Genomic DNA, 16298 nt, shown 5'->3' with positions numbered 1-16298 from the left:
GGCGGACCCGCGCGGACTCAGTGCGCGATCACGAGCAGGTCGCCGACCTCGCACTCCAGCGCCCGGCAGATCGCCGAGAGGGTCGAGTAGCGGATCGCGCGGGCGCGATCGTTCTTGAGCACCGAGAGGTTCACCACCGAGACGCCCACGATCTCGCTGAGGCGGGTGAGCGTCATGCCACGTGCCTCGAGGAGTTCGTCGAGGCGGCAGTGGATACCGGTCGGTTCGTCGTCGGCCGCAGGGCTCATACGAGGCCCTCCGTGTCGCGCTGCAGGCGGGTGCCGTAGGTGAAGACGACGGAGAGGGCGAGGACGCCGAGTCCGACGAGCATCCAGACCGGATCGAAGGAGAAGCCGATCACGAAGACCCCTCCCGCCGCCGGGTTCAGCTCATCCGCCGCCATCATCCGGCCCAAGCCCCCGAGTCCCGCGGAGAGGATGCCGCCGATCAGCAGAGCGGCTCCCGCGACCTGGGTGGCGGTGATGAGGGCGCGGTGGAACGGGCGGCGCCACATCAGCAGGAGGAAGAAGAGCACCACCGCGCTCACGGTCAGCAGCGTCGTCAGCGCGCTGAACGCCGCACCGGAGACGAGGAGGGCGCGGGCCTGCCCGCTCAGCCCCTCGGCCACGACACGCGCCGAGTCGAACGTCGCGGACGCGAGGGTGGCCCCCTCCGCGCCCGCTGTCCGGGGCACGTCAGCCTCGGTCAGGAGGCTGATGGTCGCGCTTCCGCCGGCGATGTCGACGGCCGAACGGATCGCGGGGAGGGTGAGCGCGAAGCCCATCACGAGTCCGGCGGCGACGAACAGCAGGACGGTGCCGCGCTCCATGCGGGCCGACACCCAGGACGGGTTCGTCATCAGACGAGCCCGTCCGTGTCGCGCTGCAGGCGGTCGCCCACGGCGAAGACGGTGCCCGCGAGGCCCGCGACGAAGGCGACGCCGATCAGGGAGGGCAGATCGATCAACTGCACGTCACCGCGGTCGTACGTGCGATCCGAGAGCCAGGCGATCGCGCCGTTGGCGATCATGTTCTGGAAGAACGGCACGCCGGCGACCCCGACGAGGGTCACGATGCCGGCTGCCGAGACGAGACCCGTGTTGCGGCGGCTGAAGATGCGCCCGCGGAGGATGTCCGCGGTCAGCAGCAGCAACAGGGCGACGACGGTGACCACGACCGCGGCGAACAGCCCCTCCGCGATGAAGAGCGCTCCCAGCGATGCGGGCGGGAGCGAGGGGGCCGTGATCACACCCCCGGTCAGCTCGACGGGGACGGGAGCGCCGTCCGGCCCGAGAGGGGCCTGCACGACGGTGTCGAGGAAGGGTGCGGCGACGCGCACATTCTGGTTGGGGACGGCGGCCACGATGTTCGCGATGCTCCGGACCACGGCCCAGATGGCGATCGCGACGCCTGCCACGACGAAGAACCAGAACGATGCGGTGTCGCCGCGGGAGAGGACCCGGGAGGTCGGACGGGGGGAGATCATGACAACTCCTTATCGATGATCGTTGTTATCGGTAGTCGATAAAGTAACGACTATCGATGGGTTCCGCAAGACCGATCGTCGTGACGGTATGCCCACGGCGAACACGGGGCTCTGGCCTCCGGCCGCTGGTTACTCTCGATGTACGGCGCGCGGAGGCGTGCCTGTCAGCCCATTTCTGGAGGGACTGAGATGTTCGAGAGATTCACCGACCGTGCCCGTCGTGTGGTCGTCCTCGCCCAAGAAGAGGCGAAGATGCTCAACCACAACTACATCGGCACCGAGCACATCCTGCTCGGGCTGATCCACGAGGGCGAGGGTGTCGCTGCGAAGGCGCTCGAGTCGCTCGGCATCTCGCTCGACGCCGTGCGCGAGCAGGTGCAGGACATCATCGGCCAGGGTCAGCAGCAGCCGACCGGCCACATCCCCTTCACGCCGCGCGCGAAGAAGGTGCTCGAGCTGTCGCTGCGCGAAGCGCTGCAGCTCGGCCACAACTACATCGGCACGGAGCACATCCTCCTCGGCCTCATCCGCGAGGGTGAGGGCGTCGCGGCCCAGGTGCTCGTGAAGCTCGGCGCCGACCTCAACAAGGTGCGCCAGCAGGTCATCCAGCTGCTCTCGGGCTACCAGGGCAAGGAGCCCGCGGGCGTGGCATCCGGTGCCGGCGAGCAGAGCCAGGGAGCCGCCCAGGGCGGGTCGGCCGTGCTCGACCAGTTCGGCCGCAACCTCACGCAGGCCGCGCGCGACAACAAGCTCGACCCCGTCATCGGGCGCGAGAAGGAGATCGAGCGCGTGATGCAGATCCTGTCGCGCCGCTCCAAGAACAACCCCGTCCTCATCGGCGAGCCCGGTGTCGGAAAGACGGCGGTCGTCGAGGGCCTCGCGCAGGCCATCGTCAAGGGCGACGTGCCCGAGACGCTCAAGGACAAGCAGGTCTACTCGCTCGACCTCGGCTCGCTCATCGCCGGTTCCCGCTACCGCGGTGACTTCGAGGAGCGACTGAAGAAGGTCACCAAGGAGATCCGCACCCGCGGCGACATCATCGTCTTCATCGACGAGATCCACACCCTCGTGGGTGCCGGTGCCGCCGAGGGTGCGATCGACGCGGCATCCATCCTCAAGCCCCTCCTCGCGCGCGGTGAGCTCCAGACGATCGGCGCCACCACGCTGGACGAGTACCGCAAGCACTTCGAGAAGGATGCCGCTCTCGAGCGCCGCTTCCAGCCGATCCAGGTGGCCGAGCCGAGCCTGCCCCACGCGATCAACATCCTGAAGGGGCTGCGCGACCGCTACGAGGCGCACCACAAGGTGCAGATCACCGACGGTGCGATCGTGGCCGCGGCGAACCTCGCCGACCGTTACATCAGCGACCGGTTCCTGCCCGACAAGGCCATCGACCTGATCGACGAGGCCGGCGCCCGCCTGCGCCTGTCGATCCTGTCGTCGCCGCCGGAGCTGCGCGAGTTCGACGAGAAGATCGCCAAGGTCCGCGAGCAGAAGGAGCAGGCCTCCGAGGAGCAGGACTTCGAGAAGGCGGCATCCCTGCGCGACGAGGAGAAGTCGCTCCTCGCCGAGCGTCTCCGCCTCGAGAAGCAGTGGCGCTCGGGCGACGTCGCCTCCCACGCGGTGGTCGACGAGGGCCTGATCGCCGAGGTGCTCGCCCAGGCGACCGGCATCCCGGTGTTCAAGCTCACCGAGGAGGAGTCCAGCCGCCTCATGTTCATGGAGAAGACCCTGCACCAGCGGGTCATCGGCCAGGAAGAGGCGATCGCGGCCCTCTCGCGCACGATCCGTCGCCAGCGCGCGGGCCTCAAGGACCCCAAGCGCCCCTCCGGCTCGTTCATCTTCGCCGGCCCGACCGGTGTCGGAAAGACCGAGCTCGCCAAGGCGCTCGCCGAGTTCCTCTTCGATGACGAGGGCGCGCTGATCTCCCTCGACATGTCGGAGTTCGGTGAGAAGCACACCGTCTCGCGTCTGTTCGGTGCCCCTCCCGGATTCGTCGGGTTCGAAGAGGGCGGCCAGCTCACCGAGAAGGTGCGCCGCAAGCCGTTCTCGGTCGTGCTCTTCGACGAGATCGAGAAGGCCCACCCCGACATCTTCAACTCGTTGCTGCAGATCCTCGAAGAGGGACGCCTGACCGACGGTCAGGGCCGCGTCATCGACTTCAAGAACACCGTCATCATCATGACCACGAACCTCGGTTCGTCGGCCATCGCCGGTGGTCCGGTCGGCTTCCAGGTCGAGGGCAGTGCGCAGACCTCGTACGAGCGGATGAAGGGCAAGGTCGACGAGGAGCTCAAGCGCCACTTCAAGCCCGAGTTCCTCAACCGCGTCGACGACGTCATCGTCTTCCCGCAGCTGAACAAGGACGAGCTCCGTCAGATCGTCGGCCTGTTCGTGAAGCGCCTGGCCGATCGCCTGCTCGACCGCGACATGACCGTCGAGCTGTCGGACGACGCCAAGGACAAGCTCATCGAGATCGGGTTCGACCCGACGCTCGGTGCCCGTCCCCTGCGCCGTGCCATGCAGCGCGAGGTCGAGGACCGTCTCAGCGAGAAGATCCTGCACGGCGAGCTCGAGTCGGGCGACCACGTCAAGGTCGGCGTCGAGAACGGTCAGTTCTCGTTCGAGACCAGCCCCCGTGGCGAGAAGGTCGCGATCGGTGTCGGAACGGCCGGCGAGATCGCCGCGACCCCCGACACGCTCGCGGGCAGCTGATCGCATAGCGAACGAGGGGCCCGGATGCCATGGCATCCGGGCCCCTCCGTCGTTGCGGCGTACGCTGGTCGAATGACCTCATCCGCGCCGTTCGTCGTCCGCCCCGCCGGAACCGCCGACGTCCGCCGCATCCACGAACTCCTCGAGCCGTTCGTGCAGAAGCGCATCCTGCTCGGCAAAGACCTGGTCGTGCTCTACGGCTCGGTGCAGCAGTTCGTCGTCGCCGAGGCGGACGGCGTCGTCATCGGCTGCGGTGCCCTCCACGTGATGTGGGAGGATCTCGGCGAGATCCGCACCCTCATCGTGCACGACGACTGGCTGCACCACGGCGTGGGCCGGGCGATCGTCGAGAATCTCGAACAGCGCGCGCGAGAGCTCGGCGTGAGCCGGCTGTTCTGCCTGACGTTCGAAGTCGATTTCTTCACTCGCCGCGGCTTCGCGGAGATCGGCGAGCAGGTCGTCGACCCCGACGTCTATTCGCAACTCGTCCGCAGCCCCGACGAGGGTGTCGCGGAGTTCCTCGACCTCGCGCACGTGAAGCCCAACACCCTCGGCAACACGCGGATGCTCAAGCACCTCTGAGCGCGCCGTGGGCTGAGCGCACAGCGAGGCCGCCTACGCTGGAACGATGACCGATGCCCCCCGCAGGCGGAGGCAGTCCCCGGCGGTCTACCGTCGACGCCGTCTCGCCGCCGCGCTTCTCGCGCTTGTCGTGATCGGCCTCGTCGTATGGCTCGTCGCGGCTCCGCCCTGGCGATCCGCTCCCGCCGGCGACACCGCCCCCGCGCCCGTCGTCAGCGCGCCCGCGCCGTCGACCGCAGCCTCCGACGCGCCCCCGTCGGATGCGCCGACCACCCCCGCGCCGAGTCCCACGGCGAGCACGTCCGACGGCCCCGCGGAGTGCACTCCCGCCGACATCAAGGTCGAGGCGCTCTCCGACAAGAGCGAGTACGCGCAGGGCGAGAATCCGCAGCTGTCCATCCGGCTGACGAACTCCGGCGCGAACCCCTGCACGATGAACGTCGGCACGAGCGCGCAGTCGTTCACGGTGACCAGCGGTTCCGATGTCTGGTGGCGCTCCACCGATTGCCAGTCGGAACCGAGCGACATGGAGGTCACCCTCGCGGCCGGGCAGACGGTCACCAGCTCCGCCCCGCTCACTTGGGACCGCACCCGCTCCTCGGTCGGATCGTGCGACAGCGAGCGTCCGTTCGCCCCCGGTGGCGGCGCGACCTACCACCTCAGCGTCTCGATCGGTGGCATCCCGTCCACCGGAACGGCGTCGTTCATCCTGCAGTGACGCTGCGTGAGAACGGGAAGAGGGGCGGATGCCATGACATCCGCCCCTCTGCTGTCTCTCAGGACCGGGTGTCTCCGAACACCTCGCCCTCCATGGCGTCGTAGCCCTCCTTCTGCGGGTCGCCGTGCAGGCCGCCGGAGAGGGCGTACTCCTCCTCGGGGGAGAGCACGAGGCGGTGCCGGCCGTAGACCGCGAAGGCGATGAAGATCACGGCGTAGACCACGATGATCGCGACGATCGCGAGCAGGTAGGCGGGGTTCAGCAGCAGGCCGAAGAAGACGACCGCGGCGATGATCGCGGCCGAGTAGGCGCCGAACAGACCCCACGGGCTCTTGTAGGGCCGGACGGCGTTCGGGAACTTCTTGCGCAGCACGATGAACGCGACCATCTGCAGGAAGTACGCGAGCACCGCGCCCCACACCGCGATGTTCAGCACGATCGCGCCGGCGGGGCTGGCATCGCCACCCGCCGCCTGCACGATCACCAGGGCGAGGAAGCCGAGGACGGCGCCGAACACGAGCGCGACCCACGGGGTCTTGCGAGCGCCGGTGAGCGAGAGCCACCGCGGGTAGTACCCGGCGCGAGAGAGCGAATACATGTTGCGCCCGTAGGCGAACATGATGCCCATGAGGGATGCCAGGAGGCCGATCAGCGCGAGGAGCGACAGCAGAGCGGCGGCCTGATCGCCGACCATCGCGCGGAACCCGTCGAGGAGGGGCTCCACCGACGAGCCGGTCACGTCGGCCCCCAGGACGCCGGTGTTGAGGAACAGCACGATGAGACCGGTGACGATGAGGGTGCCGCGCGCCCAGAGCCCGGCGCGGGGGATGTCGCGAGCGGGGTTGTGCGACTCTTCCGCCGCGAGCGGGAGCTCCTCGATGCCGAGGAAGAACCACATCGCGAAGGGGAGGGCGAGCAGGATCGCGCCGACGCCGTGCGGGAGGAACTCGGACTGGCCGGGGTCGGGGACGATGTTCCACAGCGAGCCCCAGTCGAAGGCGCCGGTGGCCAGGGACATGATGCCGAAGACCACGATGATGCCGATGGAGATGACCGAGACGACGATCGCGAAGCCGAAAGAGATGTTCGCGCCGGCGGCGTTGAGGCCGATGAAGATCGCGTAGAGGATGATCCACCAGACGAACGAGGGCAGGCTCACCCCGGTCAGCAGTTCGAGCGCCGAGTCGGCGTACTGACCCGAGAAGTAGACGACGACGGCGGTGGTCGCGACGTACTCGATGGTCTCGGCGAGGCCCGTCGCCAGACCGCCCCACGGTCCCATCGCCGATCGGGCGAACGAGTAGGCGCCGCCGGTGTGCGGCATCGCGGCCGCCATCTCGCCGATCGAGAAGGTCAGGCCGTAGTACATGATCACGAGCACGACGAAAGCGATCAGCATCCCGCCGAAGCCGGCGTTGGCGATGCCGAAGTTCCATCCCGAGAAGTCACCCGAGATGACGGCGGCGACGGCGAGGCCCCACAGGCCCCACACGCCCGCCGAGCGTTTCAGCGTGCGTTTCTCGAAGTAGGTGGAATCCGTCGCCGTATAGGTGGCACCGGCGACCTTTTTGCGGGAACTGCTCGAGGTGGACATGAGACCTCCAGAGGGATGCGGGCAGGCGGCGGGCTCGCCTTGCGGGAAATCATGGCCTTCTATTGGTCGACCTGTCTACCTTTGGCGTGTAAGTTCCTCGTTACGTCCTCCGTACGCGGGGACGACGACCACGCGAGAGGGAGACCATGGCGGGCAATCTCACCACCGCAGAATTGGATGCCGCGATCGACAGCGGCGAGATCGACACGGTCATCGTGGCTTTTCCCGACGCGCAGGGACGCCTCGTCGGCAAGCGCGTCGCCGCGCGCTTCTGGCGCGACGAGGTGCTGCCGCACGGCGCCGAAGCGTGCAATTACCTGCTCTCGGTCGACGTCGACCTGAACACCGTCGACGGCTACGCGATGTCGAGCTGGGACAAGGGGTACGGCGACATGCTGCTCGTCCCCGATCTCGATACGCTCCGTCGCGTCCCCTGGCAGCCGGGGACCGCTCTCGTCGTGGCCGACCTCGCGTGGGATGACCGCCAGCACGTCGCGCAGTCGCCGCGTGGCATCCTGAACGCCCAGCGTGCTCGGCTTGCCGAGCGCGGTCTCACCGCGTACGCGGGGACGGAGCTCGAGTTCATCGTCTTCGACGACTCGTTCCGCGAGGCGTGGTCCAAGGGCTACACGGGGCTGCGCGCCTCGACCGACTACAACGTCGACTACAACCTCCTCGCCACCACGCGGTTGGAGCCGCTGCTGCGCGACATCCGCGTCGGGATGGACGGCGCGGGCATGTACTGCGAGGGCGTGAAGGGGGAGTGCAACTTCGGCCAGCAGGAGATCGCCTTCCGCTACGCCGAGGCCCTCGAGACGGCCGACAACCACACGATCTACAAGAACGGCGCGAAGGAGATCGCCGACCGCCACGGGAAGTCGCTCACCTTCATGGCGAAGTTCAACGAGCGCGAGGGCAACAGCTGCCACATCCACCTCTCCGTCCGCGGCGACGACGGTGCCGCCGTCATGGCGGGCGACGGCGAGCACGGCTTCAGCCCCCTCATGGAGCACTGGATCGCCGGCATCCTCGCCACCCTGCGCGAGTTCACGCTGCTGTACGCCCCCACGATCAACTCGTACAAGCGGTTCGCCCTCGGATCCTTCGCCCCCACGGGCATCGCGTGGGGCGTCGACAACCGCACCTGCGCGCTGCGCGTCGTGGGGCACGGCTCGTCGCTGCGCGTCGAGAACCGCGTTCCGGGCGGTGACGTCAACCCGTACCTCGCGATCTCGGCGATCATCGCGGGCGGCCTCCACGGCATCGAGAACGAGCTCGCGCTCCCCGCGCCGCTGACGGGCAACGCCTACACCTCCGGCGTGGACACCCTGCCCACGACGCTGCGCGAGGCCGCGCAGCTCTTCTCCGAGTCGACGATCGCCCGCGCGGCTTTCGGCGACGACGTCGTCGAGCATTACCTCAACCAGGCGCGCATCGAGGTCGAAGCTTTCGATGCCGCCGTGACCGATTGGGAGCGGGTGCGTGGTTTCGAACGTCTCTGATCCGAAGGGGACCCCGGTCGTCGGGCTCACGACCTATCTCGAGCGCGCGAAGCAGGGCGTGTGGGACGTGCGCGCGTCGTTCCTGCCGCAGCAGTACTTCGACTCCGTGACCGCGTCGGGGGCGAGCGCCGTGCTGCTCCCGCCGCAACCGCGTCCCGAGCAAGCCGCGGCGGCGGTGCTCGAGGGGCTCGACGGGCTCATCCTCACGGGCGGGCTCGACGTGCAGCCGGAGCTCTACGGCGCCGAGCGTCACCCGCTGACCGACCCCGCGCGCGCCGACCGTGACGCGTGGGAGATCGCCCTGCTGGCGGGAGCGCGAGAGCGCGGTATCCCGGTCTTCGGCATCTGTCGGGGGCTGCAGCTGCTCAACGTCGCCCTTGGCGGCACCCTGCACCAGCACCTGCCCGAGGCGCTCGGCACCGAGCGCTACCGGATCGGCGGGGGCGTCTTCGCCGAGAACGTGGTGGAGGTGGATGCCGGAACCCGGCTCGCCGGCCTCGTCGGCGCCGGACCCCTCACCGTCCACAGCTACCACCACCAGGGCGTCGACCGGGTGGGCGAGGGTCTCGTCGTGACCGCGCGCACCGACGACGGACTCGTGCAGGCCGTCGAGCTCCCGGGCGACGACTACCTCGTCGCCGTGCAGTGGCATCCGGAGGAGAACGCCGAGGACCGGCGGCTGTTCCTCGGGCTGGTCGCCGCCGCGGCGCGCTACCGAGCCTCGCGCGACACTGCGCCGTCGACCGCACCCTCCTCCGAGCCCCAGGGAGTCCCCGCATGAGCACCTTCACCGTCATCGACCCCTCGACCGGGTCGCCGATCACCACGCTCGAGCGCGCCGAGATCGATCAGGTGGATGCCGCCGTCGCCGACGCGGTGCGCGCGCAGCGCGCGTGGGCGGCGCTCGCGCCCGTCGCGCGCGCCGACGCCCTGCGCGCGTTCGCGCGGGTCGTCGAGGAGCACGTCGACGAACTCGCGGCGCTCGAGGTGAAGAACTCCGGTCACCCGATCGGCTCCGCGCGGTGGGAGGCGCAGCACGTCGCCCAGGTGCTGAACTACTACGCCGGGGCGCCGGAACGCCTGATCGGCTCGCAGATCCCGGTGGCCGGCGGGCTGGACGTGACCTACCACGAGCCCTACGGCGTGGTCGGGATCATCGTGCCGTGGAACTTCCCCATGACGATCGCGGCGTGGGGCTTCGCGCCCGCGCTCGCCGCCGGCAACGCCGTGGTGCTGAAGCCCGCCGAGCTGACTCCGCTCACGGCGATCCGCCTCGGTGAACTGGCTCTCGAGGCGGGGCTGCCGGAGGGGCTGTTCCAGGTGGTCGTCGGCTCCGGCTCGGTCGTCGGACAGCGGTTCGTGTCGCACCCCGACGTGCACAAGGTCGTCTTCACCGGGTCGACCGAGGTCGGGACCGAGGTCGCCGCCGGGTGCGCGCGGATGCTCAAGCCCGTGACCCTCGAACTCGGCGGCAAGAGCGCGAACATCGTCTTCGCCGACGCCGACCTCGAGAAGGCCGCCGCGGGTGTCCCCGGCTCGGTGTTCGACAATGCCGGGCAGGACTGCTGCGCACGCAGCCGCCTCCTCGTCCAGCGGAGCGTCTTCGACCGCTTCCTCGAGATGCTCGAACCCGCGGTGGCGGCGTGGAGAGTCGGCGACCCAACGCGCGAGGACACCCAGATGGGGCCGCTCATCTCGGCATCCCATCGCTCCACCGTCCAGGGCTTCCTCGACGGCGTCGACGTCGCGTTCCGCGGCTCCGCTCCCGAGGGCGACGGGTTCTGGTTCGCGCCGGCCGTCGTGCTCGCGCAGCCGGGCGATCGCATCGCGCGCGACGAGGTCTTCGGGCCCGTGCTCGCGGTCCTGCCGTTCGACGATGAAGCGGATGCCATCCGTCTGGCGAACGACACCGCGTACGGCCTCGCCGGCTCGATCTGGACCGAGAGCCTCGGGCGTGGCATCCGGGTCTCCCGCGGAGTGCGCAGTGGCGTGCTGTCGGTGAATTCGCACTCGTCGGTGCGCTACGCCACCCCGTTCGGCGGCATGAAGGCCTCCGGCCTCGGACGAGAGCTCGGACCGGATGCCGCCGAGCACTTCACCGAGGTGAAGAACGTGTTCTACGCCACCGAGTGACCCCTCCCCTCACCCCCTCGTCCCACTTATGACGGTCCTCGTCCCACTTCTGGCTCCTGCAGAGGCTCTGAACCAGCCATAAGGGGGACGAGGTTCAGCTCGAAAGGAACCACCGCACCATGACCATCGACCTCACCCAGCGGCTGCGCGACCGCGTCGCCATCGTCACCGGTGGTGCCTCGGGCATCGGCCTCGCCACCGCCCGCCGTTTCGCCGCCGAGGGCGCGCGCGTCGTCATCGCCGATCTCGACGAGACCACCGGCTCCGCGGCCGCCGCCTCGGTCGAGGGGGTGTTCCGGCAGGTGAATGTCGCCGACGAGGCATCCGTGAACAACCTCTTCGACGGCGTCGCGGCGGACCTCGGGAGCGTCGACATCGCGTTCAACAACGCCGGGATCTCACCCGCCGACGACGATTCGATCGAGACCACCGAGCTGCCGGCCTGGGACCGGGTACAGGACGTGAACCTCAAGAGCGTGTACCTCTGCTCGCGCGCAGCCCTGCGCCACATGGTGCCCGCGGGCAAGGGCTCGATCATCAACACCGCGTCGTTCGTCGCGCTGCTGGGCTCGGCCACCTCGCAGATCTCGTACACCGCCTCGAAGGGCGGGGTGCTCGCGATGACCCGCGAACTCGGTGTGCAGTTCGCCCGTCAGGGGATTCGCGTGAACGCGCTGTGCCCAGGGCCGGTGAACACCCCCCTGCTGCAGGAGCTGTTCGCGAAGGACCCCGAGCGCGCGCAGCGTCGCCTCGTGCACGTGCCGATGGGCCGGTTCGCGGAGCCCGAAGAGATGGCCGCGGCCGTGGCGTTCCTGGCATCCGACGATGCGTCCTTCATCACCGCGACGGCCTTCGTCGTCGACGGCGGAATCACGAACGCGTACGTCACGCCGCTGTGAGCACGCGACCGGGGGACGAGCGACCACGCCCGCCCCGGTGCTCCGCGTTCCCGGCGGGCGTGCCCCGGCACTCCCGGTCCGTGACAGGCTGAGACGGTGACCGACGCGCCGCTCGACGACCTGCGCCGGGCTGTGTACCGGCCCGTGCGCAGCGGCAACGCGCTCGAAGACACGACGGCGCGCATCGTGCAGACGGTGCGTCTCGGCCTGGTCGCGCCGGGGGAGTCGCTGCCCGCGGAGCGTGAGCTCGCCGCGCTGTACGGCGTGAGCCGCGACACGGTGCGCGAGGCGCTGCGCGAGCTGGCGGATGCCGGGTGGCTCGAGACGCGACGCGGGCGCTACGGCGGGACCTTCGTGGTCGACCCGGTTCCCCGGTCGACGGGTCCGGCGGACGTGTCGGCGGTCGAGCTCGACGACGTCATCGCCCTGCGCGGTGTTCTCGAGCCCGGCGCGGCCTGGGCCGCCGCGGGGCGGTCGCTCTCGGCCGAAGAACGCGACGTGCTCTGGGCCCGGCACGAAGCGGCCGCGCGCGCCGAGGGGGCGGACTATCGCCGACTCGACACGCTGCTGCACCTCACGATCGCGGAAGTCGCCGGCATCCCGTCCCTCGTTCCCCTCGTCGCGGAGAATCGCGCGCGCATCAACGCGTGGCTCGATACGTTTCCGCTCCTGCCCCGCAACATCGACCACTCCACGTCGCAGCACGCCGCGATCGTGTCGGCGATCCTCGCCGGGAGACCGGATGCCGCCCACGCGGCGATGCGTGACCACCTGGCCGGGTCGGAGGCGTTGTTGCGGGGGTTCCTGGCGTAGCGCGATCGGGGCTCGGGGTGCCCTTGGTTGCGGGTGTGGGTGCCAGGGGAGGAGATTCGGCGGCGGGAGGACGCTCGCCTGCATGTGGGTCCTCCGCCGGGCACATCTCCTCCGCTGGGCACCTGCCGCAGGCCGCGGATAGGCTCGGAGGATGGCCGCGGGCAAGAAACGCAAGGGGAAGAGGGTCGACGTGGAGTTCAAGAACACCGCGTTGACCGACGCGCTGCAGACGCAGGACATGGCGGCGATCGCCTTCGCGTTGCGGCACGGCCCCACCGTCGTCCCGCTGATGCGGGCGGGGGATGCCGACAACCCGCTCGATATGGGCGAGGTGTGGACCTACCGAGACCCGAACACCGGGCAGCTCGCGCTGCTGCTGTTCAGCGATGCGGCGCACAAGCCCGCGACGCTGCCGCCGCACATCGCCCTGCAGTCGCCGCAGTGGTTGCGGACCTTCCTCGGGATGCACGAGGAGGAACTCACGACCGTGTTCATCGATATCGCGGGTCCTCACCCGATCCAGGCCAGCCCCGCCGATCTGATCGCGGCGCTCGACGCCTGAGCGCCGCGCTCGACGCCTGAGCGCCGCGCCTGCTCGCGGTTTGCCGGCTCAGTGTCCAAGACACCCGGAGCGTTCTGAAAAACGTCCGGGTGTTCTGGACACTCGACAGGGCGCTGGAGCTGAGGGGCGGAGGACCTGATGCCTCGCGGGTGAATCACTGAGGTCGCGCGGGTGAGGCGAGAGTGCGAGACTCGGGGACATGGAGTACGTGATCACCGCGGCCGTGTGCGCCGCCGGACTCGTCATCCCCGCCGTTCTCGGGATGACGTCACCGCACCGTCGCCGACGGTCTGCTCCTCCCGGCCGCTGAATCGCGACTCATCGCGTCGACCCGTCTTCCGCCCGGGCGGTCGCCCCGCACGTCGGACGCCGGCGGTGCCGTCAGAAACCCGGTTCGCTGTCGTCGCGCGGCATCCCGCGCACCTGTAGTTCGTTGAGGGCCTGCGCCAGCTTGCGGGATGAGGCGTCGAGCACCGTGTGGTAGCCGAGGCGTTTGGCCTCGGACGCGCGCTGCGCCGCCTGCGTGACGTTGCGGATCTCGCCCGTGAGCGTGAGCTCGCCGATCGCCGCGAGGCGCTTGGACACCTTGCGGTTCTTCACGGCGTTGGCCACCGCGATCGCGATCGCGAGATCGGCCGCGGGCTCGACGAGCCGCACGCCGCCGACGGTGGACACGTAGACGTCGCGGTCGGACAACGTCAGCCCCATGCGGCTCTCGAGTACGGCGAGCACCATCGCCACGCGGGACGAATCGACGCCGTTCACGATGCGGCGCGGATTCGGCGCGGTCTGCCGGACGGCGAGGGCCTGGATCTCGACGGGGAGCGCGCGCCGGCCCTCCATCGCGATCGTGACGCACGTGCCCGGTTCGGGTTCGCCGTGCCCGAGGAAGAGGGCGCTGGGATCGGCGACCTCGGCGATGCCGGTACCGGTCATGTCGAAGCAGCCGACCTCGTCGGTCGGACCGAAGCGGTTCTTGAGCGCCCGGACGAACCGCAGGGAGGTCTGCCGGTCGCCCTCGAAATGGCACACGACATCGACGAGGTGCTCGAGGATGCGCGGGCCGGCGATCGACCCGTCCTTCGTGACGTGACCGACCAGGATGATCGGCAGCCCGCGTTCTTTCGCGATACGGATGAGGGCGGATGCCACCTCCCGCACCTGCGCGGGCTGACCCGCCGCTCCGTCGCTGTGGGCCGAAGAAACCGTCTGCACCGAGTCGACGATCAGCAGGCCGGGTTCGACCTGGTCGACGTGGCCGAGGATCGTGGCGAGGTCGGTCTCGGAGGCGAGGAACAGCTCGTCGTGGAGCGCCCCGGTGCGCTCCGCGCGCAAGCGGACCTGGGCGGCGGATTCCTCGCCGCTGGCGTACAGCACACGGCGGCCCGCATGCGCGCTCTTCGCGGCGACCTCGAGCAGGAGCGTCGACTTGCCGACGCCGGGCTCGCCGCTGAGCAGGATCGCCGCCCCGGGGACGATGCCCCCGCCGAGCACACGATCGAACTCGCCGACCCCGCTCGTGCGCCGAGGAGCGTCTTGCGTGTCGATTTCGGTGATGCGTCGAGCTGCGCGCGCGGACCCGGGGGCCACGGGAACGATGGAGCGAACGATCCCCGTCTGCTCGGCCGCCTCGACGACGGTGCCCCACGACTGGCATTCACCGCAGCGGCCGACCCACTTGAGCGTCGTCCACCCGCACTCGGTGCACCGGTACGGAGCAGGGGCGGAAGCGGGACGTCGGGATGCCATGCGCCCAGGCTACGCGGGGCCTCCGACATCGCTTGCCGGGGTGTTGGCATCCGCGGATCCGGCGTCGCTCGGGCTGGTGGCTTCGACGCGCTCAGCCACCTCGTGCGGGGTCCATGGTGGCGCGGGGAGGTTCAGTCGCGCAGCGACTCCGCCACGGTCGTCAGGGCGTCGGCGGAGCGGCGGAGGAGCGCCAGCTCTCCGTCGGAGAACGGGGTGCCGGGCAGCGGAACAGCTCCCTTCGCGCTCACGATCGAGGGGACGGAGAGGGCCATCCCGCTGATGCCGTGGAAGTCCTCGAGCACGGTGCTCACGGGCAGGATCGCGTGTTCGTCGCGCAGGATCGCCTCCACGATGCGGGCGCTCGACAGGCCGATCGCGTAGTTCGTGGCGCCCTTGCCCTGGATGACCTTGTAGGCGGCGTCGCGGACGTCGACGGCGATGGCATCCAGTTCGTCCTTCGTGAAACGCCCGCCGTCGGGGAGGTCGAACTCCGTGATGGGGACGGAGCCGATCGTCGCGGTCGACCACAGCGGGAACTCCGTGTCGCCGTGCTCTCCGACGATCCACGCGTGAACGCTCGAGGTGGCGACGCCCGCGCGCTGCGCGAGCTTCCAGCGCAGGCGCGAGGTGTCGAGGACGGTGCCTGAAGCGAAGATGCGGCGCGTCGGCAGGCCGGTGGCCTCCTGTGCGAGCACGGTCAGCACGTCGCAGGGGTTCGTGACGATCACGTAGACGGCGTTCGGGGCGACCGCGAGCAGCTTCGGCATCATGTCGCGGATGATGCGCGCGTTCGTCGCGGCGAGCTCGGTTCGGGTCTGGCCCGGGTTCTGCTTGGCGCCGGCGGTGATGACGACGACGTGCGAGCCCTCGGCGACCGAGACGTCGCTGCCGCCGACGATGTCGCTCGAGCCGGTGAACTGGGTGCCGTGCGCGAGGTCGAGCACCTCGGCCTCGACCTTGGCCTCGGCGATGTCGTACAGCGCGACGTGCCGCGCCGACCCCCGGATGAGAGCGGCGTACGCGACGCTCGCCCCCACGCTTCCTGCGCCCACGACCGTCAGCTTGGAGTTCTCGATCACGCTCATGTCTCGATCCTGGCAGCGGTGTGGGACCGGTGCCAGGGCGGTCGTTCGACGGTGGATGAACGGATGCCGTGGGGCCGGGGCTGGGGTGGGGGTGTGCCGCACGGGCGCGGGGCGATGGGCGAGGCGGGGCGTGGGGTGGGCTGGGTCGGGCTGGGTGCGGTGGGGCGGGAGTGGCGGGCGGTGCGGCTTGGCGGGCGGTGCGGGCCCTGAGGCGGGCCGAACTCCTGAGTTTCTGCACGGGTGGACTCCGGGGAGGGTGCCGGGGCACTCTTGAGCGCCATTTCTCAGGAGTCTCGCCCGCGCCGGGATGGGAACGCGCGGCCGGATTCGCGGCATCCGATCATCTGTCGTAAGCTGGTCGGCGGTGACGTGTCCGAGCGGCCGAAGGTGCAACACTCGAAATGTTGTGTAGGTTCACCCCTACCGTGGGTTCAAATCCCACCGTCACCGCCACCACGAAG

At 69.6% G+C, this 16298-nt stretch carries 15 protein-coding genes and 1 tRNA gene; 10 read left to right on the top strand and 6 right to left on the bottom strand.

The window, feature by feature from the left end; translation table 11 throughout:
• Positions 1–17: 17 nt before the first annotated feature.
• The 3 genes from MTES_RS05190 to MTES_RS05180 are packed head-to-tail and all read right to left on the bottom strand — an operon-like array spanning position 18 to position 1485.
• Complete coding sequence (locus MTES_RS05190) at positions 18–248, bottom strand: helix-turn-helix domain-containing protein (RefSeq protein ID WP_013584156.1); 231 nt, start codon at positions 246–248, stop codon at positions 18–20.
• Positions 245–859: a cation transport ATPase gene (locus MTES_RS18390; RefSeq protein ID WP_013584155.1), complete on the bottom strand. Its 615-nt coding sequence runs from the start codon at positions 857–859 to the stop codon at positions 245–247. Before MTES_RS18390 ends, MTES_RS05190 begins: the two co-directional genes overlap by 4 nt.
• Positions 859–1485: a hypothetical protein gene (locus tag MTES_RS05180; protein WP_013584154.1), complete on the bottom strand. Its 627-nt coding sequence runs from the start codon at positions 1483–1485 to the stop codon at positions 859–861. Before MTES_RS05180 ends, MTES_RS18390 begins: the two co-directional genes overlap by 1 nt.
• 189 nt (positions 1486–1674) lie before the next feature.
• Here MTES_RS05180 and MTES_RS05175 point away from each other — a divergent pair, with 189 nt between their 5' ends.
• The 3 genes from MTES_RS05175 to MTES_RS05165 all read left to right on the top strand — a co-directional run bounded on the left by MTES_RS05175 (position 1675) and on the right by MTES_RS05165 (position 5500).
• Entirely contained in the window at positions 1675–4200 is a 2526-nt protein-coding gene (locus MTES_RS05175) for an ATP-dependent Clp protease ATP-binding subunit (protein ID WP_013584153.1), read from the top strand.
• A 72-nt stretch (positions 4201–4272) separates the two neighbouring features.
• Positions 4273–4782 carry an amino-acid N-acetyltransferase gene (locus MTES_RS05170; RefSeq protein ID WP_013584152.1) on the top strand — a complete coding sequence of 170 codons (510 nt, stop codon included), beginning with the start codon at positions 4273–4275 and terminating at the stop codon, positions 4780–4782.
• A gap of 46 nt (positions 4783–4828) precedes the next feature.
• Entirely contained in the window at positions 4829–5500 is a 672-nt protein-coding gene (locus MTES_RS05165) for a hypothetical protein (protein WP_013584151.1), read from the top strand.
• 58 nt (positions 5501–5558) lie between these two features.
• Here MTES_RS05165 and MTES_RS05160 read toward each other — a convergent pair whose 3' ends face one another.
• Positions 5559–7094: an amino acid permease gene (locus tag MTES_RS05160; protein ID WP_013584150.1), complete on the bottom strand. Its 1536-nt coding sequence runs from the start codon at positions 7092–7094 to the stop codon at positions 5559–5561.
• Positions 7095–7240: 146 nt separating this feature from the next.
• Between MTES_RS05160 and MTES_RS05155 the strand changes: the two genes are divergently transcribed.
• The 6 genes from MTES_RS05155 to MTES_RS05130 all read left to right on the top strand — a co-directional run bounded on the left by MTES_RS05155 (position 7241) and on the right by MTES_RS05130 (position 13003).
• Positions 7241–8596 (top strand): glutamine synthetase family protein, encoded by a 1356-nt coding sequence (locus MTES_RS05155; protein WP_013584149.1) that lies wholly within the window; start codon positions 7241–7243, stop codon positions 8594–8596.
• Positions 8577–9377: a gamma-glutamyl-gamma-aminobutyrate hydrolase family protein gene (locus MTES_RS05150; RefSeq protein ID WP_013584148.1), complete on the top strand. Its 801-nt coding sequence runs from the start codon at positions 8577–8579 to the stop codon at positions 9375–9377. The genes MTES_RS05155 and MTES_RS05150 overlap by 20 nt, the downstream gene beginning before the upstream one ends.
• A complete protein-coding gene (locus MTES_RS05145; RefSeq protein WP_013584147.1) occupies positions 9374–10729 on the top strand; it encodes an aldehyde dehydrogenase family protein in 1356 nt (451 codons plus the stop codon). The genes MTES_RS05150 and MTES_RS05145 overlap by 4 nt, the downstream gene beginning before the upstream one ends.
• A gap of 119 nt (positions 10730–10848) precedes the next feature.
• Positions 10849–11628 carry a 3-oxoacyl-ACP reductase gene (locus MTES_RS05140; RefSeq protein ID WP_013584146.1) on the top strand — a complete coding sequence of 260 codons (780 nt, stop codon included), beginning with the start codon at positions 10849–10851 and terminating at the stop codon, positions 11626–11628.
• Between the two features lie 96 nt (positions 11629–11724).
• On the top strand, positions 11725–12441 hold the full coding sequence (locus tag MTES_RS05135) for a FadR/GntR family transcriptional regulator (RefSeq protein WP_013584145.1): 717 nt from the start codon (positions 11725–11727) through the stop codon (positions 12439–12441).
• Positions 12442–12592: 151 nt separating this feature from the next.
• Entirely contained in the window at positions 12593–13003 is a 411-nt protein-coding gene (locus MTES_RS05130; protein WP_013584144.1) for a hypothetical protein, read from the top strand.
• A gap of 381 nt (positions 13004–13384) precedes the next feature.
• Here the strand turns inward: MTES_RS05130 and radA are convergent, their stop codons facing one another.
• Together radA and MTES_RS05120 are read right to left on the bottom strand one after the other, a co-directional pair.
• Complete coding sequence (gene radA / locus MTES_RS05125) at positions 13385–14752, bottom strand: DNA repair protein RadA (protein WP_013584143.1); 1368 nt, start codon at positions 14750–14752, stop codon at positions 13385–13387.
• A gap of 131 nt (positions 14753–14883) precedes the next feature.
• The gene (locus MTES_RS05120) at positions 14884–15837 is read right to left on the bottom strand and encodes an L-lactate dehydrogenase (RefSeq protein WP_013584142.1); all 954 of its coding nucleotides are present in this window, start codon (positions 15835–15837) and stop codon (positions 14884–14886) included.
• A gap of 363 nt (positions 15838–16200) precedes the next feature.
• Between MTES_RS05120 and MTES_RS05115 the strand changes: the two genes are divergently transcribed.
• Positions 16201–16290: transfer RNA gene (locus tag MTES_RS05115), tRNA-Ser, on the top strand.
• Positions 16291–16298: the final 8 nt, after the last annotated feature.

This window comes from Microbacterium testaceum StLB037, from assembly GCF_000202635.1.
GTDB classification, from domain to species: Bacteria; Actinomycetota; Actinomycetes; order Actinomycetales; family Microbacteriaceae; genus Microbacterium; species Microbacterium testaceum_F.
Note: the sequence above shows the minus strand (reverse complement) of the source record. Positions and strands in the feature narration are given on the sequence as shown.